This window comes from Mycetocola sp. JXN-3 (genome assembly GCF_014522285.1).
Classification (GTDB): domain Bacteria; phylum Actinomycetota; class Actinomycetes; order Actinomycetales; family Microbacteriaceae; genus Mycetocola; species Mycetocola saprophilus.
In genome coordinates this window covers 3,401,226-3,422,923 of sequence record NZ_CP041635.1, presented here as the reverse complement: position 1 = coordinate 3,422,923, position 21,698 = coordinate 3,401,226, and the positions used below count along the sequence as shown (strand labels likewise).

20 protein-coding genes and 2 tRNA genes are annotated in these 21,698 nt (G+C 64.6%); 13 read left to right on the top strand and 9 right to left on the bottom strand.

The genetic code is table 11. The annotated features are described in order from the left end of the window. The first annotated feature begins 14 nt into the window (after positions 1-14). From recF to C7C57_RS15480, 8 genes are all read left to right on the top strand, one after another. Positions 15-1,205, top strand: coding sequence for a DNA replication/repair protein RecF (gene recF / locus C7C57_RS15515; protein ID WP_187977091.1), 1,191 nt, complete (start codon positions 15-17; stop codon positions 1,203-1,205). Positions 1,206-1,359: 154 nt separating this feature from the next. After that, a complete protein-coding gene (locus C7C57_RS15510) occupies positions 1,360-1,686 on the top strand; it encodes a DUF721 domain-containing protein (protein WP_255505723.1) in 327 nt (108 codons plus the stop codon). A 122-nt stretch (positions 1,687-1,808) separates the two neighbouring features. Then, positions 1,809-3,812 (top strand): DNA topoisomerase (ATP-hydrolyzing) subunit B, encoded by a 2,004-nt coding sequence (gene gyrB / locus C7C57_RS15505; protein ID WP_187977089.1) that lies wholly within the window; start codon positions 1,809-1,811, stop codon positions 3,810-3,812. A gap of 81 nt (positions 3,813-3,893) precedes the next feature. Continuing rightward, positions 3,894-6,461: a DNA gyrase subunit A gene (gene gyrA / locus C7C57_RS15500; RefSeq protein WP_187977088.1), complete on the top strand. Its 2,568-nt coding sequence runs from the start codon at positions 3,894-3,896 to the stop codon at positions 6,459-6,461. A 2-nt stretch (positions 6,462-6,463) separates the two neighbouring features. Next, positions 6,464-6,883 carry a DUF3566 domain-containing protein gene (locus tag C7C57_RS15495; protein WP_030147569.1) on the top strand — a complete coding sequence of 140 codons (420 nt, stop codon included), beginning with the start codon at positions 6,464-6,466 and terminating at the stop codon, positions 6,881-6,883. Positions 6,884-7,044: 161 nt separating this feature from the next. After that, positions 7,045-7,118: transfer RNA gene (locus tag C7C57_RS15490), tRNA-Ile, on the top strand. 31 nt (positions 7,119-7,149) lie between these two features. Beyond that, positions 7,150-7,222: transfer RNA gene (locus C7C57_RS15485), tRNA-Ala, on the top strand. Positions 7,223-7,336: 114 nt separating this feature from the next. Then, positions 7,337-7,768 carry an NUDIX hydrolase gene (locus tag C7C57_RS15480; protein WP_030147568.1) on the top strand — a complete coding sequence of 144 codons (432 nt, stop codon included), beginning with the start codon at positions 7,337-7,339 and terminating at the stop codon, positions 7,766-7,768. A 103-nt stretch (positions 7,769-7,871) separates the two neighbouring features. Here the strand turns inward: C7C57_RS15480 and C7C57_RS15475 are convergent, their stop codons facing one another. Continuing rightward, on the bottom strand, positions 7,872-8,423 hold the full coding sequence (locus C7C57_RS15475; protein ID WP_030147567.1) for a hypothetical protein: 552 nt from the start codon (positions 8,421-8,423) through the stop codon (positions 7,872-7,874). 104 nt (positions 8,424-8,527) lie between these two features. Here C7C57_RS15475 and C7C57_RS15470 point away from each other — a divergent pair, with 104 nt between their 5' ends. Next, positions 8,528-9,067, top strand: a complete 540-nt coding sequence (locus C7C57_RS15470; RefSeq protein ID WP_030147566.1) for a peptidylprolyl isomerase — start codon at positions 8,528-8,530, stop codon at positions 9,065-9,067. Between the two features lie 21 nt (positions 9,068-9,088). Then, positions 9,089-9,952 carry a rhomboid family intramembrane serine protease gene (locus tag C7C57_RS15465; RefSeq protein WP_187977087.1) on the top strand — a complete coding sequence of 288 codons (864 nt, stop codon included), beginning with the start codon at positions 9,089-9,091 and terminating at the stop codon, positions 9,950-9,952. 215 nt (positions 9,953-10,167) lie between these two features. Here C7C57_RS15465 and C7C57_RS15460 read toward each other — a convergent pair whose 3' ends face one another. After that, the gene (locus C7C57_RS15460) at positions 10,168-10,413 is read right to left on the bottom strand and encodes a cell division protein CrgA (RefSeq protein ID WP_030147564.1); all 246 of its coding nucleotides are present in this window, start codon (positions 10,411-10,413) and stop codon (positions 10,168-10,170) included. Between the two features lie 91 nt (positions 10,414-10,504). Between C7C57_RS15460 and C7C57_RS15910 the strand changes: the two genes are divergently transcribed. The 3 genes from C7C57_RS15910 to C7C57_RS15445 are packed head-to-tail and all read left to right on the top strand — an operon-like array spanning position 10,505 to position 12,521. Then, positions 10,505-11,701 carry a class E sortase gene (locus tag C7C57_RS15910; protein ID WP_255505722.1) on the top strand — a complete coding sequence of 399 codons (1,197 nt, stop codon included), beginning with the start codon at positions 10,505-10,507 and terminating at the stop codon, positions 11,699-11,701. 1 nt (position 11,702) lies between these two features. Next, positions 11,703-11,861, top strand: coding sequence for a hypothetical protein (locus C7C57_RS15450; protein ID WP_043321646.1), 159 nt, complete (start codon positions 11,703-11,705; stop codon positions 11,859-11,861). 9 nt (positions 11,862-11,870) lie between these two features. After that, the gene (locus C7C57_RS15445) at positions 11,871-12,521 is read left to right on the top strand and encodes an aminodeoxychorismate/anthranilate synthase component II (RefSeq protein WP_121687896.1); all 651 of its coding nucleotides are present in this window, start codon (positions 11,871-11,873) and stop codon (positions 12,519-12,521) included. Between the two features lie 65 nt (positions 12,522-12,586). Here the strand turns inward: C7C57_RS15445 and pknB are convergent, their stop codons facing one another. The 7 genes from pknB to C7C57_RS15410 all read right to left on the bottom strand — a co-directional run bounded on the left by pknB (position 12,587) and on the right by C7C57_RS15410 (position 21,586). Beyond that, a complete protein-coding gene (pknB, locus tag C7C57_RS15440; RefSeq protein WP_187977086.1) occupies positions 12,587-14,326 on the bottom strand; it encodes a Stk1 family PASTA domain-containing Ser/Thr kinase in 1,740 nt (579 codons plus the stop codon). Between the two features lie 109 nt (positions 14,327-14,435). Further along, a complete protein-coding gene (locus C7C57_RS15435; RefSeq protein WP_187977085.1) occupies positions 14,436-16,190 on the bottom strand; it encodes a protein kinase in 1,755 nt (584 codons plus the stop codon). Next, positions 16,187-17,644, bottom strand: coding sequence for a penicillin-binding protein 2 (locus tag C7C57_RS15430; protein ID WP_187977084.1), 1,458 nt, complete (start codon positions 17,642-17,644; stop codon positions 16,187-16,189). The genes C7C57_RS15435 and C7C57_RS15430 overlap by 4 nt, the downstream gene beginning before the upstream one ends. Continuing rightward, complete coding sequence (locus C7C57_RS15425; RefSeq protein ID WP_051701805.1) at positions 17,637-18,983, bottom strand: FtsW/RodA/SpoVE family cell cycle protein; 1,347 nt, start codon at positions 18,981-18,983, stop codon at positions 17,637-17,639. Before C7C57_RS15425 ends, C7C57_RS15430 begins: the two co-directional genes overlap by 8 nt. A gap of 77 nt (positions 18,984-19,060) precedes the next feature. Further along, entirely contained in the window at positions 19,061-20,323 is a 1,263-nt protein-coding gene (locus tag C7C57_RS15420) for a PP2C family serine/threonine-protein phosphatase (protein WP_187977083.1), read from the bottom strand. Between the two features lie 4 nt (positions 20,324-20,327). Continuing rightward, positions 20,328-20,873, bottom strand: coding sequence for an FHA domain-containing protein (locus tag C7C57_RS15415; protein WP_187977082.1), 546 nt, complete (start codon positions 20,871-20,873; stop codon positions 20,328-20,330). Further along, complete coding sequence (locus C7C57_RS15410; protein ID WP_187977081.1) at positions 20,870-21,586, bottom strand: DUF3662 and FHA domain-containing protein; 717 nt, start codon at positions 21,584-21,586, stop codon at positions 20,870-20,872. Before C7C57_RS15410 ends, C7C57_RS15415 begins: the two co-directional genes overlap by 4 nt. Positions 21,587-21,698 lie beyond the last annotated feature (112 nt).

Here is a 21,698-nt window from a genome sequence, read left to right as displayed (position 1 = left end):
AACGGGGTGATGACATGATCGTGACGCATCTGAATCTCGCGGATTTTCGTAATTACGCGAGTGCGGATGTCGCCGTGAGCCCGGGTGCGAACCTGTTTGTGGGCAAGAATGGCCAGGGTAAAACCAATTTGGTTGAGGCTCTGGGCTATCTGTCCACACTCGGTTCGCACCGGGTCTCCGGGGACGCGCCGATGATCCGTGCGGGTCAAAATTCGGCGGTTATCCGCGCAAAACTGCACCACAACGGCCGTGATCTGTTGGCCGAAGTACAGATCAACCGGGGTGCCTCCAATCGGGCGCAGATCAACCGCGGCCAGATTAAGCCGCGTGAGTTGCCGCGCTACTTCTCGAGTGTGCTGTTTGCCCCCGAAGACCTCGGCATTATCCGGGGCGATCCTTCCGCGCGGCGCCGCTTCCTGGATCAGCTGCTCGTGCTGCGCACCCCGCGGCTGGCCGGAGTGCTGGCCGACTATGAGCGGGTGCTGCGTCAGCGCAATACGCTGCTGAAATCCGCCCGTGCCACCGGCGTGAAGGAATCTCAGCTGTCCACCCTGGAAATCTGGGATGACAAGCTGGTTGCGCTGGGTAGCGAGATTATTGCCGAGCGGCTCGCGCTGATTTCGGACCTGCAGGTACCCATCCGCACCGCGTACTCCGAGGTTGTGGGCGCCGATCACCGGCCCGGCTTGGTGCCTGTGCTGTCGATTCTGGGCAACGATACCGAGACCGATGATCCCGAAAATGTGGTCTGGGATCCCTCCGGCGGCGCCGACCGCGGGCAGATTATCGCGACCTTCCGGGCCGCCCTGGTCGAAAAACGGCGCTCTGAGCTTGATCGTGGCGTGACCCTGGTCGGGGCACATCGCGATGATGTGCGCTTTGATCTCAACGGTCTGCCGGTGAAGGGCTATGCGAGCCACGGCGAATCCTGGTCGTTTGCGCTGGCGCTGAAGATCGCCTCGGCCGAGATTCTGCGTCGGGATTCGCTGCTGGGAGATCCGGTGCTGATCCTCGACGACGTGTTTGCCGAGCTGGATCAGCGGCGCCGCGCCCGCCTGGCGACCATCATCTCGCGCTATGAACAGGTGTTTATTACCGCCGCGGTCCTCGAAGATATCCCCGAGGAGCTCACCGCACACATCGTGCATATCCGCTCGGGCACGGTGGTGGATCCGGAGGTGATCGATGCCTTCGCCGAAGGATAATCGCCCGGCCGAGGCGATGGCGGTGTACGAACACTTCAAGTTTTTGTTCACCGGAACCCGGCCCAGATCGCGTAAAAAGCGCCACGATCCGCGGGATTCCGGGCAAAGCTTGCCGTTTAGCCCGGGGCGGGAGCCCCGCGGGCTCGGCGATGTAATGAGCGCGCTGACGGTTCAGCTGGGGTGGGACTCGAATCTGTCCCAGGCCGAACTGATGGCGAATTGGATCGCGCTGGCGGGGGAGGAGACCGCCAAGCACTCGAGTCCGATCGCCGTGGAGAACGGCACACTGAGTGTGCAGTGTGAGTCCACGGCCTGGGCTACCCAGCTGCGTTTGATGCGGTTGGAGATCCTCAAACAGATCGCCCTGCGCTATCCCGAGGCGGGCATCGAGGGCATCCGCTTTGTCGGGCCGAACGTCCCTTCCTTCAAACGTGGTCCACGATCCGTTCAGGGACGTGGTGTGCGCGACACCTACGGGTAACCCAACAAAAGTGGTCGACCGGGCAAAAAACCCGCCGTAGAAGCCAAAATAGCCGCCCAAATGCGGCAATTCTTGGTAGACTGGGAAGGTCGAATTCACGACGGTTTGGAGCCCAATTTCATATGTCATCAGAACCGAATATGTCGGCACAGTCAGGCGACTACGGCGCAAGTCAGATTCAGGTTCTTGAGGGTCTCGAGGCGGTCCGCAAGCGGCCCGGTATGTACATCGGATCCACGGGACCTCGCGGTCTGCACCACCTCGTCTACGAGATTGTTGACAACTCGGTAGATGAGGCATTGGCCGGCTACTGCGACAACATCATCGTTACCATCCTCGAGGACGGTGCCGTGCGCGTTGTCGACAACGGCCGCGGAATCCCGGTGGATATCCACCCGGTAGAGGGCAAGTCCACCGTCGAGGTGGTGCTCACCATCCTGCACGCCGGTGGTAAGTTCGGCGGCGGCGGATACGCCGTTTCCGGTGGTCTGCACGGTGTGGGTAGCTCGGTTGTGAACGCGCTCTCGACCCGACTGGACGTCGAGGTGAAGCGTCAGGGCAATGCCTACCGCGCGACCTTCCACAACGGTGTCGCCGATGCGCCGCTGTCCAAGGATGAGGCCACCGACGAGACCGGAACCACCATCACGTTCTGGCCCAACGCCGAGATCTTCGAAACCGTCGAGTTCGACTACGACACCCTGCGCACCCGCTTCCAGCAGATGGCGTTCCTGAACAAGGGACTGCGCATCGAGCTGATCGACGAGCGTGTGGACGAGATCGAGGAGCCCGCCGAGGGCGAAGAGGCAGCCGTTCCCACCAAGAAGCACAACGTGTTCCACTACGAACGCGGCCTGGTGGACTACGTGGAGCACCTCAACCGTGCCAAGCGCTCCGAACTGGTCAACGACGAGATCATCTCGTTCGAGCAGGAGGACACCGAGCGCAAGATCGCGCTGGAAATCGCGATGCAGTGGACCACCTCGTACTCCGAGAGCGTCCACACCTACGCCAACACCATCAACACCCATGAGGGTGGAACCCACGAGGAGGGCTTCCGCGCCGCGCTGACCACCCTGGTCAACCGCTACGCCCGCGAGAAGAACATCCTCAAGGACAAGGACGATAACCTCTCCGGTGATGACGTGCGTGAGGGCTTGACCGCCGTCATCTCGATCAAGCTGGGTGAGCCGCAGTTCGAGGGCCAGACCAAAACCAAGCTGGGTAACACCGAGGCCAAGGCCTTCGTGCAGAAGGTTGTGGGCGATCAGCTCTCCGACTGGTTCGAGCGCAACCCGATCATCGCCAAGGCCATCATCACCAAGGCGCTGTCGGCAGCAACCGCACGTCTGGCAGCCCGAAAGGCCCGCGAAACCGCGCGCCGTAAGGGCTTGCTCGAGGGTGGCGGAATGCCCGGAAAGCTCAAGGACTGCCAGTCCAAGGACCCCTCGGTCTCCGAGATCTTCATCGTCGAGGGTGACTCCGCCGGCGGTAGCGCCGTGCAGGGTCGTAACCCCGAGACTCAGGCGATCCTCCCGCTGCGTGGCAAGATCCTGAACGTGGAAAAGGCCCGCCTGGACCGCGCCCTGGGTAACGCCGAGGTGCAGGCCATGATCACCGCATTCGGTGCGGGCATCGGCGAGGACTTCAACCCCGAGAAGGCTCGGTACCACAAGATCGTGCTGATGGCCGATGCCGATGTGGACGGCCAGCACATCACCACGCTGCTGCTGACCCTGCTGTTCCGCTACATGCGTCCGCTGATCGACCAGGGCTACGTGTACCTGGCGATGCCGCCGCTGTACCGCCTGAAATGGTCAAACTCCGCCCACGAGTACGTCTTCTCGGATGAGGAGCGCGACGACCTGCTGGCCAAGGGTGTGGCCGCCGGAAAGCGGATCCCCAAGGACAACGGCATCCAGCGCTATAAGGGTCTGGGTGAGATGGACTACCGCGAGCTGTGGGAAACCACGATGGCACCCGAGACCCGCACCCTGCGTCAGGTCACCATGGATGACGGCGCCGCCGCGGACGAGATCTTCTCGACCCTGATGGGGGAGGACGTCGAGGCTCGACGCACCTTCATCCAGCAGAACGCCAAGGACGTGCGCTTCCTTGACATCTAGCGTGAGTGCGGCCCAGCCGCAGCCCGATTTTCACTTCCGGAACCCGGCCGGTTCCCGCGCCGAGAGGTAACGAAGGACAAAATGAGCGACGAAACTAACTCCGAAGAAAACGCCGAGCAGATCGACCACGGCGTGCACGGCAAGATCGACCAGGTTGATCTGCGCCTGGAGATGCAGCGCAGCTACCTCGACTACGCGATGAGCGTGATCGTGGGTCGTGCGCTGCCCGAGGTGCGTGACGGCCTGAAGCCCGTGCACCGCCGCGTGATCTACGCGATGTATGACGGTGGTTACCGCCCCGAGAAGGCGTTCTCCAAGTGCGCCCGCGTGGTGGGCGACGTGATGGGTCAGTTCCACCCGCACGGTGACTCGGCGATCTACGACGCCCTGGTTCGTCTGGTGCAGCCCTGGTCGCTGCGCTACCCGCTGGCCCTCGGCCAGGGAAACTTCGGTTCCCCGGGTAACGACGGCGCCGCGGCCCCGCGATACACCGAAACCAAGATGGCCCCGCTGGCCATGGAGATGGTCCGCGACATCGACGAGGACACCGTCGACTTCCAGGACAACTACGACGGTCGCACCCAGGAGCCCGCGGTTCTGCCGGCTCGGTTCCCGAACCTGCTGGTCAACGGCTCGGTCGGTATCGCCGTGGGTATGGCCACCAACATCCCCCCGCACAACCTGCGCGAGGTGGCCGCCGGCGCCCTGTGGCACCTGGCCAACCCCGAGGCGCCGCGTGAAGAGGTCCTCGAGGCGCTGATGGAGCGCATCAAGGGACCGGACTTCCCGACCGGTGCGCAGATCCTCGGTGTCAATGGCATCAAGGACGCCTACCGCAGCGGCCGTGGCTCGATCACGATGCGTGCGGTGGTCAACGTCGAGGAGATTCAGGGTCGTACCTGCCTCGTGGTGACCGAGCTGCCCTATCAGGTCAACCCGGATAACCTGGCCATCCGCATCGCCGACCTGGTCAAGGACGGCAAGCTCGCGGGCATCGCCGACATTCGCGATGAGACCTCGGGTCGTACCGGTCAGCGTCTGGTCATCGTGCTCAAGCGCGATGCCGTGGCCAAGGTTGTGCTGAACAACCTGTACAAGCACACCCAGCTGCAGGAAAACTTCGGCGCCAACATGCTGGCGATCGTGGACGGCGTGCCGCGCACCCTGTCCCTGGACGGCTTCATCACCGCCTGGACCACGCACCAGGTCGACGTGATCGTGCGTCGCACCCAGTTCCGTCTGCGCAAGGCCGAGGCTGACGCGCACATCCAGCGCGGCTACCTGGCCGCACTGGACGCCCTGGACGAGGTCATCGCACTGATTCGTCGCTCCCCGGATGTGGACAAGGCCCGCACCGGCCTGATGGAGCTGCTGAAGGTTGACCAGCTCCAGGCCGACGCGATCCTGGCGATGCAGCTGCGTCGTCTGGCCGCCCTGGAGCGCCAGAAGATCATCGACCGGGCCGCCGAGCTCGAGCGTGAGATCGCCGAATACAAGGCGATCCTGGACAGCCCGGTGCGTCAGCGCGAGATCGTCAGCGAGGAGCTGACCGAGATCGTCGACCGCTACGGCGATGACCGTCGCACCGAGATCATGTACGGCTTCGATGGCGACATGAACATCGAGGACCTGATCCCCGAGGAGGAGATGGTCCTGACCGTCACCCGCGGCGGATACATCAAGCGCACCCGCAGCGACAACTACCGCTCGCAGCACCGCGGCGGCAAGGGTGTCAAGGGTGCCCAGCTGCGCGCCGATGACGTGGTGGAGCACTTCTTTGTGACCACCACCCACCACTGGCTGCTGTTCTTCACCAACACCGGACGCGTGTACCGCGCCAAGGCCTATGAGGTGATCGAGGCCGGTCGTGACGCCAAGGGTCAGCACGTGGCCAACCTGCTCGCGCTGCAGCCGGGGGAGGAGATCGCTCAGATCCTCGATATCCCCGACTATGCTGCCGCCGAGTTCCTGGTGCTGGCTACCCGTGGTGGATTGGTCAAGAAGACCTCGCTGTCCGAATACGACACCAACCGCACCGGCGGCATCATCGCGATCAACCTGCGCGAGGGCGACGAACTGGTTTCGGCGATGCTCGTCGAGCAGGACAGCGACCTGATGCTGGTGTCCCGCCAGGGAATGTCCATTAGATTCACAGCGGATAATGAGGCGCTGCGTCCGATGGGTCGATCGACCTCGGGTGTGACCGGCATGAAGTTCCGCGGAGACGACAACCTGCTCTCGGCCTCGGTGCTTCCGCCGGCCGGCGAAGAGGGCTTTGTTTTCGTGGTGACCGAGGGCGGTTTCGCCAAGCGCACCGACGTGGAACAGTACCGTGTTCAGGGCCGTGGTGGCCTGGGAATCAAGGTTGCCAAGCTCAGCGAGGACCGCGGCGAACTCGCCGGTGCCCTGGTGGTCGGTCACGAGGACGAGGTTCTCGTGGTCCTGGCCAGCGGCAAGGTGGTAAGGTCTGCCGTGGCCGAAGTTCCGGCCAAGGGTCGCGACACCATGGGTGTTGTCTTCGCCCGGTTCGCAGATAATGACCGTATTATTGCGCTTGCGCGTAATAGCGACCGCAATCTTGACGGACAAAACGGGGAAGACGAGACCGACGCACCGACGGTAACGGAATCGTCCGAGAAGGAAGAATAAGCATGAGTACTAGCGTTGCCGAAAAGCTCGCAAAGAAATCGAATAAGCGTCAGAACACCAAGCAGGTGCGACTGAAGCTGGTCTACATCGACTTCTGGTCGGCCCTGAAGCTCTCCTTCCTGGCGGCCGTGGCGATTGCCATCATCACCGTCGTCTTCTTCTTCCTGGTGTACACGGTGCTCCAGCAGACCGGCGTCTTTGAACAGATCAACAACCTGTTCAAGACCGTCGCGGGTAAGGAAGCGCAGGACGGCAACGACCTGACCTCGATCTTGGACCTGGGCCGGATCATGGGCTTCGCCGCCGTGCTGGCGATCCTGAACCTCGTGGTGGTGACCGCGCTGGGAGCCATCTCGGCCGCGCTGTACAACCTCGCCGTGAAGGTCACCGGCGGTGTGCTGGTGGGCTTCACCAACAACTAGTCATTTCCTCGGTGTCGCTGCCTCGTCAGGAGGCAGTGACACCGGTGTTTAACCGGGCAATCTCACCCGCGTCAAGGCCCGGAATGACGCGGAACACGCCGCCCGGCGGGCTCGATTTGAGAATTCATTCATACCTCCGGTATTCTGATTGATGTCCACAGGGGGCTATAGCTCAGGCGGTTAGAGCGCTTCGCTGATAACGAAGAGGTCCCAGGTTCAAGTCCTGGTAGCCCCACTCTGAGGAAGTTCCACTTCCTTCGAAAATTGGGGCCTTAGCTCAATTGGTAGAGCGCCTGCTTTGCAAGCAGGAGGTCAGGAGTTCGATTCTCCTAGGCTCCACAGGATAAAAACCGCCTCGTCGAAAGACGGGGCGGTTTTGTTTTGCCCGGAAACTGCGACGAACGTGCATCCGGTTTACTGTTGCCCGCCACCGCACGGCTGTAGTTTGGGGGAATGGATATCCGCGTCGCCGCGTACGGCATCATCACCGATGGCTCCCAGATTTTGCTTGCGCACTGGAACGAGCGGGGGCATTCGGGCTGGACGCTGCCCGGGGGCGGCATCGACCCGGGGGAGGACCCCGCGGACGCCGTGATCCGGGAGATCTTCGAGGAGACCGGGTTTCACGCCGAGGTGACCGGACTGATCGGCATCGACTCGCTGGTCACGCCCACCCATCGTCGTCTGGATCCCAGCAAGCGGGTGCCGCTGCACAACCTGCGCATCGTCTATCGGGCAAAGATCACCGGCGGAGAGCTGCGCTACGAGGAGAACGGGTCCACCGACTGGGCGGCCTGGCATGAACTCGCCGAGGTAGAGAACCTGGGCACGGTGAGCCTTGTTCCCGCCGCCCTGGCGCTCTGGCGGGCGCAGGAGGCCGGATAAGACCCGTGGTGTGGTCCTTGTCCGCGGCGGCGGATCCGGCCACATAAACGAACGAGGGGCCCCGAGCGTTATGCTTGGGGCCCCTCGGCGTCTCGGGGACGATTTAGCTGTCGGACTGTGCCGGCTCGTCTTCGGAGACCCAGAGCTCATCGTCGGCCCGGAAGGTCTGCCACAGTGCATAGGCCACACCGGCGGCGGCGAGAACGCCGGCACCGATCGCCAGCACGCTGCCCACGCCGCGCTTCTTCTTCTGCGGGGCGGCAACAACCAGGGCACGCTTGGCGGCGGCCTTGGGGTTGACGCGGGCGAGGGCGCTCTGCACGCGCTTATCGCGTGCCACATCGCCGATGGACAGCACCGTACCCACGGCGGCGCCGAGGGCGGGGACTACCTTGTGATCGATGCCGTGCTTGGCGGCATCCACCACGTCACGGGTGATCGAGACGCCGCGGTCAACCACCGGCTGAACGTGGCTCTCATAGGACTGAACCACCGAGGGCACAACCTGCTCACGACCATAATTACCGACCTGACGGCCGGCCTCACGTGCTACCCCGTTTGCGTGCTCCAGCAGTTCCTGCTGGGCGGCCCAGAGGGCACTGGCATCTCCCTTGAGGCGCTTGATTTCTTTCTTGCGCTGACGCGACAGATTCACTCTGGACCTCCATTGCTCGTTTTGGACGTGTCGGTTAACCATCTTGCCACCGAATCCTTGGAACGGGACGGTGATTGACAAAACAAGTATGCGAGAATTGACCCATGTCAAAGCACACCGCTGTCGCAACCATCCACACCAACTACGGTGACATCATCGTGAACCTCTACGGCAACCACGCGCCGAAGACGGTAAACAACTTCGTAGGTCTCGCCACCGGCGAGCAGGAGTGGGCCGATGAGCGCACCGGTGAAAAGCGCAACACCCCCCTCTACAAGGGCACCGTTTTCCACCGCATCATCCCCGGCTTCATGATCCAGGGCGGCGACCCGCTCGGTAACGGAACCGGTGGCCCCGGCTACAAGTTCGACGACGAGATCGTTGATGACCTGACCTTCGACTCGCCCTACATCCTGGCCATGGCCAACGCGGGCAAGATCGGTGGCCGTGGCACCAACGGTTCGCAGTTCTTCATCACCGTCGCCCCCACCACCTGGCTGCACGGCAAGCACACCATCTTCGGTGCCGTCGAGGATGAGGCCAGCCGCGCAATCGTTGACAAGCTGGCAGCGGTTCCGACCGACGCCCGTGACCGTCCGATCGATGACGTGGTCATCGAGGGCATCGACATCGCCGCAGTCTAGTCTGCGCGCCCGGGTCACAATATGAGTTCAAATTTTGGGGCCCGGGCCAGCGATGTCTGCTATCGCCACCCCGACCGGCAGAGCTTTGTGCTCTGCCAGCGCTGCGGCCGCACGATCTGTGGAGAATGCCAGACGCCGGCCGCGGTGGGTGTGATCTGCCCCGAGTGTCTGCGCGAGCAGCGCGGGGCCATGTCCACCGCCCAGAAGCGCGCCTCGCGCTGGGGTGCCCGCGGGGGAGTCGCCCCGCGCTTTGCCAGCGTCACCAACGTGATCATCGCGGTCACCGTGGTCGCCTTCATCCTGCAGTGGATCATCCCCGGTTTCACCGAGACCTTCTACTACGCCCCCCTCTTCTCCGAACCGCAGCTGTTTGAGCCGTGGCGGATGCTGACGGCCGTGTTCCTGCACTCCACCGGGTTCATCCTGCACATCCTGCTGAACATGTACACGCTGTGGATCTTCGGCCGGGCTCTCGAGCAGCAGCTGGGGCGCGGAAGATTCCTCACCCTGTACCTGATGGCCGGGTTTGCCGGCTCGCTCGGTGTGATGTTCCTCGCCCCGATCAACCAGGCGGTGGTGGGGGCCTCCGGTGCCATCTTCGGCCTGATGGGCGCGTTCATGGTCATTCAGCGGCGCCTCGGCAACGAGATGCGCAGCCTGTTGGTCCTGGTGGGACTCAACCTGGTGATCGGGTTCTTGCCGAACGCCGGGATCTCCTGGCAGGCCCACCTGGGTGGCCTGATCGGCGGCGCCATCTTCGGCTGGATCTGCTACGAGTGCCGCGGCCAGGGCAAGAACCGAAGGTTCTGGCTTCTGGTGGGGGCGCTGGGAGCGGTCATGATCCTGCTTGCGCTATTCCGCCTGTTTGTGCCCACCTACGCCTAGCGTTCGGGGACACAAAAACGCCGGTCCGGCATCCTCACGGGGATGTCGGACCGGCGTTTTGTCTGAGCATTGTGGGCGTGTGGCGGGTTATCCACGTGCTTGTCCACACGGATTCACAGGGTTACCCACAGAGTTATCCACAGCCTGGGGATAGTTACATCGGTGTAATTGTCCACACTGTGGAGCACCCTGTGGATGGAATTACCAGCGTGTAATTATCGCCACTGGGTGGTCATCAGGAACCCGATGAACGCGATTCCGAAGCCCACCAGAATGTTCCACGAACCCAGTGCGGGGACCGGGAGAACACCCTGGCTCACATAGAAGACGATGATCCAGACGAGTCCGAGGAGCATGAAGCCGAACATCACCGGCTTGAACCAGACCGCGTTGGGTACCGGCTCGCCGCTGGTTTCGGTGCCCTGCGCGGGCTGAGTTTTCTTGGATTTTGCACGTGCCATGTCCCCGATTGTAGCCGAGCCACGACAACGATCGCAGGCTCTGCGACGAATGCCAGCCGAAACTTCACCCTCTGCGGATAGAATTACGCCCATGTCTTCCGATTCCGACGGCTCGATTCCGCCCACCCGCGCTGCGCGTCGCGCCGCCGAACGGGCCGCCGAACAATCGGCCGAGCGTGATGCGCTTGCGGCCCGCCAGCCCGCCGTGCCTTCCGCGACGCCCCCCGAAGAGCCCGAGATTTCAGAGATTCCGGCGGAGGGCGATTCCTCCACCGCGGACTCGCCCGCCCAAACGCGGCGCTCATCCGATCCCGAGCCCGCGGTGCTTCGGAGTACCGGCCCGGAGGTGCCTCCGGGAGTTCCCGCGGCCGCCGAGGTCGCTCCGGCTGAAAACCCGGCGGTGCCCGAGGAATCGGCGCCTTCGATCGAGACCCTGTTCGGCCTGAATGAGCCGGCCACCGCGCCGCAGCCGATTCCGGCACCGGACGAATCCGGGCGCCTTCCCGAGCCGCACACCGTGGCCATGGCCGCTGCGCCCGCCACTTCGGCTTCGACTGGCACCGGCAAGCGTCGGCGCAAGCGTCCGTTCGAGGGGTTCAGCGTGATCGGGGCGTTCGGCGAGATTCTGCTTACCGCCGGCGTACTGATGCTGCTCTATCTGGTGTGGCAGCTCTGGTACAACGACATGGTCGAGCGCGGTCAGCAGGACGGCACCGCGGCCTCGCTCTCGCAGCAGTGGGATAAGGACGCCAAGAACAACCCCGCGCCCGCCTTCGACGGTGCGGCGCCGGTGATCCCCACCCCGGTAGACGGCGAGACCTTCGCCAGCCTGCGCATTCCGCGTTTTGGCGAGTCCTACGGTGCCCCGCTGGCCGGCGGCGTCTCCAAGGCCAAGACCCTGGATAAGGCGGGTATCGGTCACTACTCCGACACTCAGCTGCCGGGTCAGCCCGGAAACTTTGCGCTGGCCGGTCACCGCAATACCCACGGTGCCCCGCTCAACCAGGTTGCCAACCTTCGTGTGGGCGACGCGATCGTCATCGAGACGCCCGAGGGCTGGTTCACCTACCGGTACCGCAACTCCGAGTATGTGCCGCCCACCGCGGTGGACGTGCTCAACGCGGTGCCGCGCGAGGACTCGGTGGCCGCGACCCAGTCGGTGATCACCCTGACCAGCTGTAATCCGATCATGTCGACGGCCGAGCGAATCATCGCCTATGGACTGTTTGAATCCTTTACCCCGCGCGCCGATGGGGCGCCCAAATCGCTGAACCCCGTGGAGGGCTAACATGTACGCAGCACTCTGGCGCATCCTGCCCGGCCCGGTCTGGCTCCGGCTGATACTCCTCCTGATTCTGATCGGCGCCGCCGTCTACGCCCTGATTACCTGGGGCTTTCCCTGGGTCCAGTCGATCGTAGATAATCAAGAAGTCACCATTGAACAGTAAGTGAAGGCCATGACCCGCGTTTTAGTCATCGATAACTACGACAGCTTTGTGTACACCCTCAATGGCTACCTGCAGCAGCTGGGGGCCGAGACCGAGGTTGTTCGCAACGATGCGTTCGACGCGTCCGAGGCCGACCGGCTGGTGAACGAGTACGACGCTATTCTGGTTTCTCCCGGCCCGGGAACGCCCGGAGACGCCGGAGTGTCCATCGCGATGGTTCGGGCCGCTCACGCCCACCAGGTGCCGCTGATCGGGGTGTGCCTGGGACATCAGGCCATCGCCGAGGCCTTTGGGGCCACGGTGACCGTGGCCGAGGAACTCATGCACGGCAAGACCTCGGCCGTGACCCACGATGAGAGCACCTTCTATCGCGGCGTCCCGCAGCCCTTTACCGCGACCCGCTACCACTCCCTCGCGGTGGTGGATGACACGGTTCCCGATGAGCTCGTGGTGACCTCGCGCACCGCCGGTGGGGTCATCATGGGGCTGCGTCACGCAACCTCCCCGATCTTTGGTGTGCAGTTCCACCCGGAGAGCGTGCTCACCGAGGGTGGTTACCAGATGATCGCCAACTGGCTCGAGGTGGCCGGCCTGGCCGAGGCGCCCGAGCGCGCGCGCACCCTGAGCCCGCTCCTGGCGACCACGCCCAGCGGCCGCTAACCCGGACCAGACAACACAGCCTCCCGCACACTCGGTGTGCGGGAGGCTGTTTTTTATGGAGGCGACTAGCCGCCGGCCGGCGGGGTAGAGGGATCGGTGCTTGGCGGCGCCGTGGTGCCGGTGCAGTACCCCAGCTGAACCTCGGTGCCCTGCGGTGCCGAGCCGGGGGCCACGGACTGCGAGTTGACTATCGAATCCTGCTGGGCGGGGCAGGTGGGATCCGGGCGCGGAACCACGCTCAGTCCCAGTGCCTCGAGCATCGAGGTGGCAACATCCAGCTTGTTTCCGCGGACATCGCTCACCTGAACGGTGCCGTCGGAGACGGTCAGATCGATGCGCGAACCCGGGGAGACCGCGGCGCCCGCGGCCGGGGTGCTGGAGATGACGGTGTCCTTGGCCACCGTGGGGGAGCTCTGAGAGTTGATCGTGCCCACCTCCAAGCCCGCCTCGGCGAGCTTTGTTGTGGCATCGGCCTGGCTGAGGTTCTGCACCTCGGGAACCGCCACCGTCTTGGCACCCAGCGAGACATACACCTTCACCACGCTGCCGGGGGCAACCTCGCTGCCGGCCTCAGGATCCGTGCGAATCACGATTCCGACGGCGACGGTGTCGCTGTTTTCCTCGAAGACGCTGTCCACCAGGTTGAGGCCGTGCAGCGTGTCCACTGCGTTCTGCTGGCTCATCGATGCCAGATCGGGGAGGGTCTGCTTATTGTTTGTGTCCGCGGTGTTGGAGAGCGAGAGCACCCACACCAGGATCGCGATCAGGATGACCGCCACCACCGCGGCGCCGGCCCAGATCCACACCACCGGGGGGCGACGCTGGGTCTTGGTCTGTACCGAGGCGTCGGTGAGCTGGCGCAGCGCCTGCTCGGCGTTGGAGGTTGTGGTCCCCATCGTGCCAAACAGCATGGTTGCAGACTCGGGTTCGGGACGGGTGGCGGGGGCCTGGCCTCGACCGGCAGCCAGGAGCTCCTCGCGGAACTCTGAGGCCGACTGGTACCGGTCATCGCGGTTCTTGCTGAGCGCGCGGGCGACCACCATATCCAGGGCCGTCGAGACGCCGGGGTTGAGTTCGGAGGGGCGCATCGGCGCCTCGCTCACGTGCTGATAGGCCACGGCCACCGCGGTTTCGCCGCGGAAGGGCGCGCGGCCGGTAAGCATCTCAAACAGCACCACACCGGTCGAGTACAGGTCGGTGCGAGCATCCACGGTCTCGCCCTTGGCCTGCTCCGGGGAGAAGTAGGATGCGGTGCCGAGAATGGCGGTGGTCTGCGCGACGGTAGCCGAGGTATCAGAGACGGCCCGGGCGATACCAAAGTCCATGACCTTCACCGCGTCATCGGCACCCAGCATGATGTTTCCGGGCTTGATGTCGCGGTGAACCACGCCGGCCCGGTGCGAGTACTCCAGGGCGGTCAGGACCTTACTGGCGATGTGCACCGCACGCTCGGGCGAGAGCGCACCGTGATCGGCGATCACCTGGCGCAGCGTGCGGCCGGGGACGTACTCCATCACGATAAAGGGCTGCAGGATGCGGTGGCCCGAGGCATCGATGCTCTCGTCCTCGCCGGCATCGTAGACACGAACGATCGTGGGGTCGGCCATCCGCGAGGCGGCCTGGGCTTCCTGGCGGAACCGCAGCCTAAACGCCGGGTCGCTGGCCAGGTCGGCCTTGAGGATCTTGAGCGCGACCGTACGGCCGAGCTTGGTGTCGGTTGCCTGGTAAACGTCGGCCATGCCGCCGCGTCCAATCAGCGCTCCGACGATATATCGGTCGGCTAACCGACGCTCTTGCTCAGCCACCACATTCTCCAGATTCCCCGTGCGACACTATCGCTTCTATCATGACACGGCCCCCGACGTTTACGCCGAGGGCCGTGCTGTTGGCGGCGATTTACGCCACCCGTTGGTACTAGTTGCCGCCCGTGGTGGCAGTCGGCGTGCTGGACGGCACGCTCACCTGAACGATCGGCACCGAGGTGGTGGGCGACGCGGGCGACTCGTTGTTCTCCCCACACAGGGCCACATACGAGATCGTTGCCGGTCCGGGGAACCCACCCAGGGTGATCTCCACCGAGGTCTGATCGCGCGGCACGGTACCCGAGCCCGCCAGCGAGGCACCGTTCACGGTGATCCGGTATCCCTCGATCTGCAGACCGGCCGGGCACTGGTTGTAGCGCGCCCAGGTCACGGTGGCCTTGGAGTTTTCCACGCAGCCGTTGGGGCCACAGGCCACGGCGGGGGCGCTACCCGGGGCGGGGATCGTGGCCTGCGGGCCATAGACGGTCACCACGATGTCGCTACCCACCGGAACGTTGCCACTCTTGGAGAGCTTGATCACGGTGTTGACCTGGGCCGCCGAGGTGGCCGCGTTGCCGGTGGCGAGGGTGGGCTTCAGGCCCAGTCCCGACAGGGCGCTGACAACGTCATCGCCGTTCTTTCCCACGTACGCGTTGGGGTCCACCAGAACCGTGGTTTCGGTGGGCGAGGGCGTCGTGGAGGGGGTGTCCGAGGGCTCGGAGCTCACGGTGTCGGAGGGCGAGTTGGTCGCCTGGTTTCCGCCGTCCCCGGGCTTGACCAGCGCAAATATCGTGAAGCCCAGCACGATGGCCAGGATGGTGATCAGTGCGATCAGCGGCCAGGTCCACGGGCTACGCTTCTTCTTTTCCTCCTCCACGGTGCCCTCGACGGCGCCCGCCTCGGGCTCCAGTCCAAACAGCTGCTGGCGCTGGGTGGCCGAGGTGTTGAGCAGGGTTGTGGCGGCCTCGGAGGAACCGATCAGCTGGGTCGCCCCGGTGATCGCGACGCCATCGGCGATCGAGGGTACCGCGGCGGTGGCCGCGGCCACGTCTCCGCGGCGCAGTGCCTGGGCGGCGCGCGCCACATGCACCGAGGAAGCCGGGCGGTCGGCCGGGTTCTTCGCGAGCATCGAGAAGACCAGGTTACGCACCGGCTCGGCGACGGTTGCCGGCAGCTCCGGCGGGGCCTCGTTGATCTGTGCCATCGCGATGGCCACCTGAGACTCACCGGTGAATGGACGCTTGCCCGCGAGTGCCTCATAGGCGACGATGCCCAGCGAGTAGATGTCGGTGGAGGGCGATGCCGGGTGACCGGACGCCTGCTCCGGGGAGAGGTACTGCACGGTTCCCATGACCTGACCGGTGGCCGTCAGCGGCACCTGGTCGGCGATCCGGGCGATGCCGAAGTCGGTGATCTTGACCCGGTGATCCGGGGTGATCAGCAGGTTGCCAGGCTTGATATCGCGGTGCACCAGGCCGGCCGAGTGGGCCGCCTGGAGGGCCAGGGCGGTCTGCGCGACGATGTCGAGCACGCGGTCCGCGGGGAGTACCCGCTCACGCTCGAGCACCGTGGAGAGCGCCTCGCCGGGCACCAGCTCCATGACGAGGAACGCGCTACCCTCCTCTTCGCCGTAGTCATAGACGTTGGCGATGCCCTCATGGTTCACCAGGGCCGCGTGGCGTGCCTCGGAGCGGAACCGCTCGAGGAAGCTCGGGTCGCCGAGGTATTCGTCCTTGAGGATCTTGATCGCGACGGTACGTCCGATCACCGAGTCGGTCGCCTGCCAGACCTCGCCCATACCGCCGATAGCGATCCGCGAAACCAGCTCGTAGCGTCCCCCGAAGGTCAGTCCTGCCGTGGGTCTCATTTATTCAGCACCGCCTCTATAACTTTCTTTGCAATCGGAGAAGAAACAATATTTCCCGAGGAATGGTGTCCCAGGTCACCGTCGTTTTCCACCACGACCGCTACCGCAACTTCGGGGTTCTGCGCGGGCGCAAACCCGGTAAACCAGAGCGTATACGGATCATCGACACCGTTTTGAGCGGTGCCCGTTTTTCCGGCCACGTCGACCCCCTCTATTCTTGCATTATTGGACTGCCCGGTAGCGACCGCGGCGATCATCATTTTGGTCAGTTCCGAGGCCTGATCCGGGGTGACCACGGTCCGCAGTTTCTCGGGGTCGAATGATTTGACCACGTCGAGGTTGGGGGCGATCACCCGATTGACCAGATTGGGCTTCATCATGACGCCCCCGTTGCCGATTCCCGCCGAGACCATCGCCATCTGCATCGGCGAGGCCCGAACATCCCACTGCCCGAAGGCCGAGAGCGCGGTGCTGGGCACGTCGCCCCCCTTGGGATAGACGCTCGGCTCGACCCGCAGCGGCACATCCAGCGGGGTGTTGAACCCAAACTTCTCGGCCTGCTCGCGGATCTTATCGGCGCCCAGGCGGATTCCCAGTTCGGCCATCGGCACGTTACAGCTCTGCCTAATCGCCTCGGCCAGGGTCACCGTTTCGCCCGGGCCGCAGGCCTCACGGGTGAAGTTGTACACCTTGGTGCTGGTGCCGGGCAGCTCGATGAACTGCGGGTTGGGGAACTCGCTCTCGGCGGTGTACTCGCCCGAGGCCAGGGCGGCCGCGGCCACGATGACCTTGAAGCTCGATCCGGGCGGGTTCAGGTTTCCACCGATTGCGCGGTTGATCAGCGGATCGAGCGGATTGGCCAGCAGATCCTTATAGAGCGCGGATACGGCATCGGAATCGTGTGAGGCCATCCCGTTGGGATCGAAGGTGGGGTTGGTCACCATCGCCAGGATCTTGCCGGTCTTGGGTTCGATGGCCACCACGGCGCCGCGGCGATTGCCGAGGGCCTCGGAGGCCGCCTGCTGCACCTTGGACTCGATCGAGAGCTCGACCCGGGCACCGCGGGCGGGCTGGCCGTTAACGATCCGGGCCAGATCCGTGAGGAACTGATCGCTCGAGGTTCCGGTGAGGTAGTCGTTCATCGCCTGCTCGATACCGGTGGCGCCCTGAATCGGGTTGAAGTAACCGGTCACGCCCGCATAGAGCGGACCCTGCGGATACTCGCGCTGGTAGCGGAACTCGTCGTTGGAGGGCACCGACTGGGCGATGATCGTGCCGTCGGCGAGCACGATCGGGCCGCGCTCCACCTGGTAACTGTCATAGCGGGTTCGCGTGTTGCGGGGGTCCTTGCCCAGCGCGTCACTCTGCACACCCTGAATCACGGTGGAGGAGACAAACAGTGCCGCAAACATCAGCACCACAACGGCGCCGACCCGGCGGAGTTCCTTATGCACGGGGCGCCTCCTCGAGTTCGGGCTTGGCGCCGTCGCTGAGCTTGAGTAGCAGCGCCACGATGATCCAGTTGGCCACCAGGGCCGAACCGCCGGCCGCCAGGAACGGCGTCGCCAAACCGGTCAGCGGAATCACCCGGGTCACCCCGCCCACCATGATGAACACCTGCAGGGCGATCGTAAACGCCAGGCCGATGGCCAGCAGCTTGCCAAAGTCATCACGCGTGCTGAACCCGATTCGCAGGCCGCGGGCGACCAGGATCAGGAACAGCGCGAGGATCGCAAACAGTCCGGCGAGTCCCAGCTCCTCACCGAGGCTGGTCACGATGAAGTCGCTCTCGGCCAGCGGGGTGAGGTTCGGCCGTCCCTGGCCCAGCCCGGTTCCGGTGAAACCACCGTGGGCGAGGCCAAAGATGCCCTGCACCAGCTGCCAGCTGCCGCCGACCTTGTCGTAGTTTGCCTGTGAGAACGGATCCAGCCAGGCATCAAAACGGCCACTCACATAGGAGAGTCGCTGGCTGGCAAAGTAGGCACCGCCGAGGAACAGGCCCATGCCCAGCAGGACCCAGCTGAGGCGCCCGGTGGCCACGTAGATCATGATCGTGAACATGCCGAAGTACAGCAGAGCGGTACCCATATCGTGCTGGAACACGATGATGCCCATCGACATCAGCCAGACCACAAAGATCGGTCCGAGATCGCGCAGCCGGGGGAACCGGATGCCCAGGAACTTCTTGCCCACCAGGGCCAGGGTGTCGCGGGTGCGCACCAGATAGCCGGCAAAGAAGATGGCCAGGAAGATCTTGGCGATCTCACCGGGCTGGAAGTTCACCACGTTTCCGATGCCGATCCACACCGTCGCGCCGCCCACGGTCCGGCCCAGGCCGGGAACCAGGGGGAGCAGCAGCAGGATGAAGGCGCCGAGCCCAAACAGGTAGGTGTAGCGGAAGAGCACGCGGTGGTTACGGATCAGCAGGATCACCAGGATCGCCGCGATGATCGCGATCGAGCTCCACACGATCTGCCGGGTCGAGGCGGCCGACCAGCCCGAGACGTTGCGCGCCAGATCGATCCGGTAGATCATCGCCAAGCCCAGCCCGTTGAGCACCGTGGCCACCGGCAGGATGATCGGGTCGGCATCCCGCGCGACAAAGCGCAGGCAGATGTGCAGCCCAAACACCAGCGAGGCCAGGGCACCGCACAGCGCCAAAATCTCGGGTTCGATCTGTCCCAGGGCGCCCAGCTGGACACTCATCAGGGCGCCGGCGTTGACCACGCAGGCAAAAATCAGCAGGGCGAGCTCGCGGTTGCGGTGGGTCTTGGGCATCCGCAGCTTTCGCATCGTGCGGATCACGCCGGTATCGGCCTGCAGGGCGTCGGCGCCGGAAGCGGGCGCACGGGTGTTCAGCGCTTCGGTGCTCACTGGTCGCCCTCCTTGCTGAGCTGACGGAGTCGGTTCACGATCGCGTCGGCATCATCGATGGAGTCGGCCGGGACGTTCTGTCGGACCAGATTACGGTCGTACTCCGGGAGCTTGCTGAGCTTGATGTCGGTATCGCGATACTCGTGGGAGAGCGAGATGAAACCGAGATCCTGCGGCACACCCTGATAGATCGTGACCGTGCTGCGATCCGGGCTCTGGCCCACAAAGTAGCGCGACTGGGTCCAGGAGTAGCCGATGACCGCGGCCAGCAGCAGCGCCAGCAGCACGACCATCGCCCCCACGCCCCAGGTGAGACGGCGGCGCCGGATACGACGCGCATCCTCCTCGAGGAGCTCGCCGTAAAACTCGTCGGATTCCACGCCGGCCGGAACCGGGGGCAGCTGCGCGGCCGCGGTGGCGCGGGTGCCCGGCAGTCGCAGGGCCGGCAGGATGCTGGTGCGGCGCGGCGCCGAGATTTCAAAGGCCAGGGGCTTGGCGGCGGAACCGACGGTCTGGACATCGTTCGCGACGCTCTCGGTGCCCACGTCGTAGATCACCACGGTGACGTTATCCGGGGCGCCGCGGTCCAGGGTGTAGCGCACCAGGCGGTCGGCGACCTCGGCGGGGGTGAGGTCGGCCATCAGGGTCGCGCGCAGGAGCTCGGAATCCACCACACCCGAGAGGCCGTCGGAGCACAGCAGCCAGCGGTCTCCGGGTCGGGTTCCCAGCACCAGGGTGTCGACCTCGGGGGACTGATCCACGTCGCCCAGAACACGCATCAGCACCGAGCGGCGCGGGTGTACCAGCGCCTCCTCCTCGGTGATCCGGCCGGCATCGACCAGGCGCTGGACGAAGGTGTGGTCGGTGGTGATCTGGCTGAGCTCGCCATCGCGCAACAGGTAGATGCGGGAGTCGCCGATATGAGCGATCGCGACCTCGTCGCCCACCCGCACCAGGGCATCCACGGTGGTGCCCATGCCGGTGAGTTCGGGGTGTTCAAACACGGCCTCGGTCAGCTGGCCGTTGGCCGCGATGATCGCCGTTTGCAGGGCCGCAGCGGCATCCTGTGCGGTCGGATAGTCGATATCCGCCTCGATGATGCGGCGCAGGGCCACGGCGCTGGCCACATCGCCGCCCGCGTGCCCGCCCATGCCGTCGGCGACAACAAAGAGTGAGTTTCCGGCGTATCCGGAATCCTGATTGTTGCTGCGCACCCGCCCCACGTGGGAGAGTGCCGCGCTAGTGCCGCCGACGGTCATTCGATCACCGCAGCTCGAAGGTGGTTGCCCCCACCTTGATGACGTCGCCCAGGTGGATCGGGGTAGGCGCCGAAATGCGCTTGCCATCCAGGAAGGTGCCGTTGGTGGAGTCGAGGTCCTGGAGCATCCAGTCCTCGCCCCAGAGCAGCAGGCGCGCGTGGTGGGTCGAGGTGTAGTCGTCCTTGAGGATCACGTTGGAATCCGAGGAGCGGCCGATGCTGATCGGACCGGTGCCGAGCGGACGGTCCTGGCCGGCGCGCGGTCCCGAGAGAATCACCAGGCGATCACAGGTGTGGGTGTTGGCGCGGGTTCGGCTGGTGGCCGAGGGCGCCGGTGCCGCCGGTCGGGGCGCCGGGGTCGGTGCCGGCGGAACGGCGATCGGCGCGGGGGCGGGTGTGGGCGCGGGGGCCGCGGCGGCTACCCGGGGTTTCACCTTGCGGGTCGATCGACCAAACAGGTCGGCCCGCAGCGAATACACGACGCCAAAAACAAAGAGCCAGAGCAGGATCAGAAATCCGAGCCGAAGCACGAGGAGGGTGAGATCACTCATACGGGGTTCCCCCAGAATCCGTCGTTGTTTTTCTCGGCCGGTTTGGGTGCCGACTGAGCCAGCAGTCGGTAGGTGATCTGGGTGCGGCCGATCTGGATGACCGAACCATCCTCGAGCAGGGCCTGGGTGACGCTCTGGCCGTTGAGCTCGGAGCCGTTGGTGGAGCCCAGGTCATGAACCTGGGCGCGCTTGCCATCCCAGAGAATTTCCACGTGTTTGCGGGAGGTTCCGGGGTCGGCAATGGTGATATCGGCGTCGGATCCGCGTCCGATCACGGTGCGGGCCCGGGCGAGGGGATAGCGCTGTCCGGCGATATCCAGCGCGGGCAGCCACACCACATCGGTCTGCGGATCCTCGGTGTCCACCCGCATGATGCCCTCGCTGAGACCCGGGTCCGGACGCAGCGTGACGCTCACGGCCCCGGCAAAGGTGTAGCCCTGGGCTCGGCCGTACTTCTTGACGATTGCCACCAGCTCATCCACCAGGGCGGAGCCCATCTTCGACATGCGTTCGAAGTCGGTGGGGGAGAGGTGCACGGCGAAGGTGTTGGCTGCCAGGATGCGATCGCGGCTCACCACGGCGGCCGTGGTGTCGAGTTCCCGCTTCAGCGCCGAGGAGATTTCCACCGGCTGCAATCCCGAGCGGAAGGTCTTCGCGAACGCACCATTAACGGCGCGCTCGAGACCCTTCTCGAAACTGTCCAGAATGCCCACAGATCTCCCCGGGGTGTTGGTTGAGGTGCCGATCGGCTAGGCCCATGTTAGTCGGCGAGGCTGAACCTGGCATCTCAGAACGCGCGCTCGGTCCCGGAATTTGTCCAAATCT

Excerpts from the sequence above, each read along its gene's own strand:
- recF (WP_187977091.1), top strand. The coding sequence starts at position 15 with ATGATCGTGACGCATCTGAATCTCGCGGATTTTCGTAATTACGCGAGT.
- C7C57_RS15510 (WP_255505723.1), top strand. The coding sequence starts at position 1,360 with ATGAGCGCGCTGACGGTTCAGCTGGGGTGGGACTCGAATCTGTCCCAG.
- gyrB (WP_187977089.1), top strand. The coding sequence starts at position 1,809 with ATGTCATCAGAACCGAATATGTCGGCACAGTCAGGCGACTACGGCGCA.
- gyrA (WP_187977088.1), top strand. The coding sequence starts at position 3,894 with ATGAGCGACGAAACTAACTCCGAAGAAAACGCCGAGCAGATCGACCAC.
- C7C57_RS15495 (WP_030147569.1), top strand. The coding sequence starts at position 6,464 with ATGAGTACTAGCGTTGCCGAAAAGCTCGCAAAGAAATCGAATAAGCGT.
- C7C57_RS15480 (WP_030147568.1), top strand. The coding sequence starts at position 7,337 with ATGGATATCCGCGTCGCCGCGTACGGCATCATCACCGATGGCTCCCAG.
- C7C57_RS15470 (WP_030147566.1), top strand. The coding sequence starts at position 8,528 with ATGTCAAAGCACACCGCTGTCGCAACCATCCACACCAACTACGGTGAC.
- C7C57_RS15465 (WP_187977087.1), top strand. The coding sequence starts at position 9,089 with ATGAGTTCAAATTTTGGGGCCCGGGCCAGCGATGTCTGCTATCGCCAC.
- C7C57_RS15460 (WP_030147564.1), bottom strand. The coding sequence starts at position 10,413 with ATGGCACGTGCAAAATCCAAGAAAACTCAGCCCGCGCAGGGCACCGAA.
- C7C57_RS15910 (WP_255505722.1), top strand. The coding sequence starts at position 10,505 with ATGTCTTCCGATTCCGACGGCTCGATTCCGCCCACCCGCGCTGCGCGT.
- C7C57_RS15450 (WP_043321646.1), top strand. The coding sequence starts at position 11,703 with ATGTACGCAGCACTCTGGCGCATCCTGCCCGGCCCGGTCTGGCTCCGG.
- C7C57_RS15445 (WP_121687896.1), top strand. The coding sequence starts at position 11,871 with ATGACCCGCGTTTTAGTCATCGATAACTACGACAGCTTTGTGTACACC.
- C7C57_RS15435 (WP_187977085.1), bottom strand. The coding sequence starts at position 16,190 with ATGAGACCCACGGCAGGACTGACCTTCGGGGGACGCTACGAGCTGGTT.
- C7C57_RS15425 (WP_051701805.1), bottom strand. The coding sequence starts at position 18,983 with ATGCGAAAGCTGCGGATGCCCAAGACCCACCGCAACCGCGAGCTCGCC.
- C7C57_RS15420 (WP_187977083.1), bottom strand. The coding sequence starts at position 20,323 with ATGACCGTCGGCGGCACTAGCGCGGCACTCTCCCACGTGGGGCGGGTG.
- C7C57_RS15415 (WP_187977082.1), bottom strand. The coding sequence starts at position 20,873 with ATGAGTGATCTCACCCTCCTCGTGCTTCGGCTCGGATTTCTGATCCTG.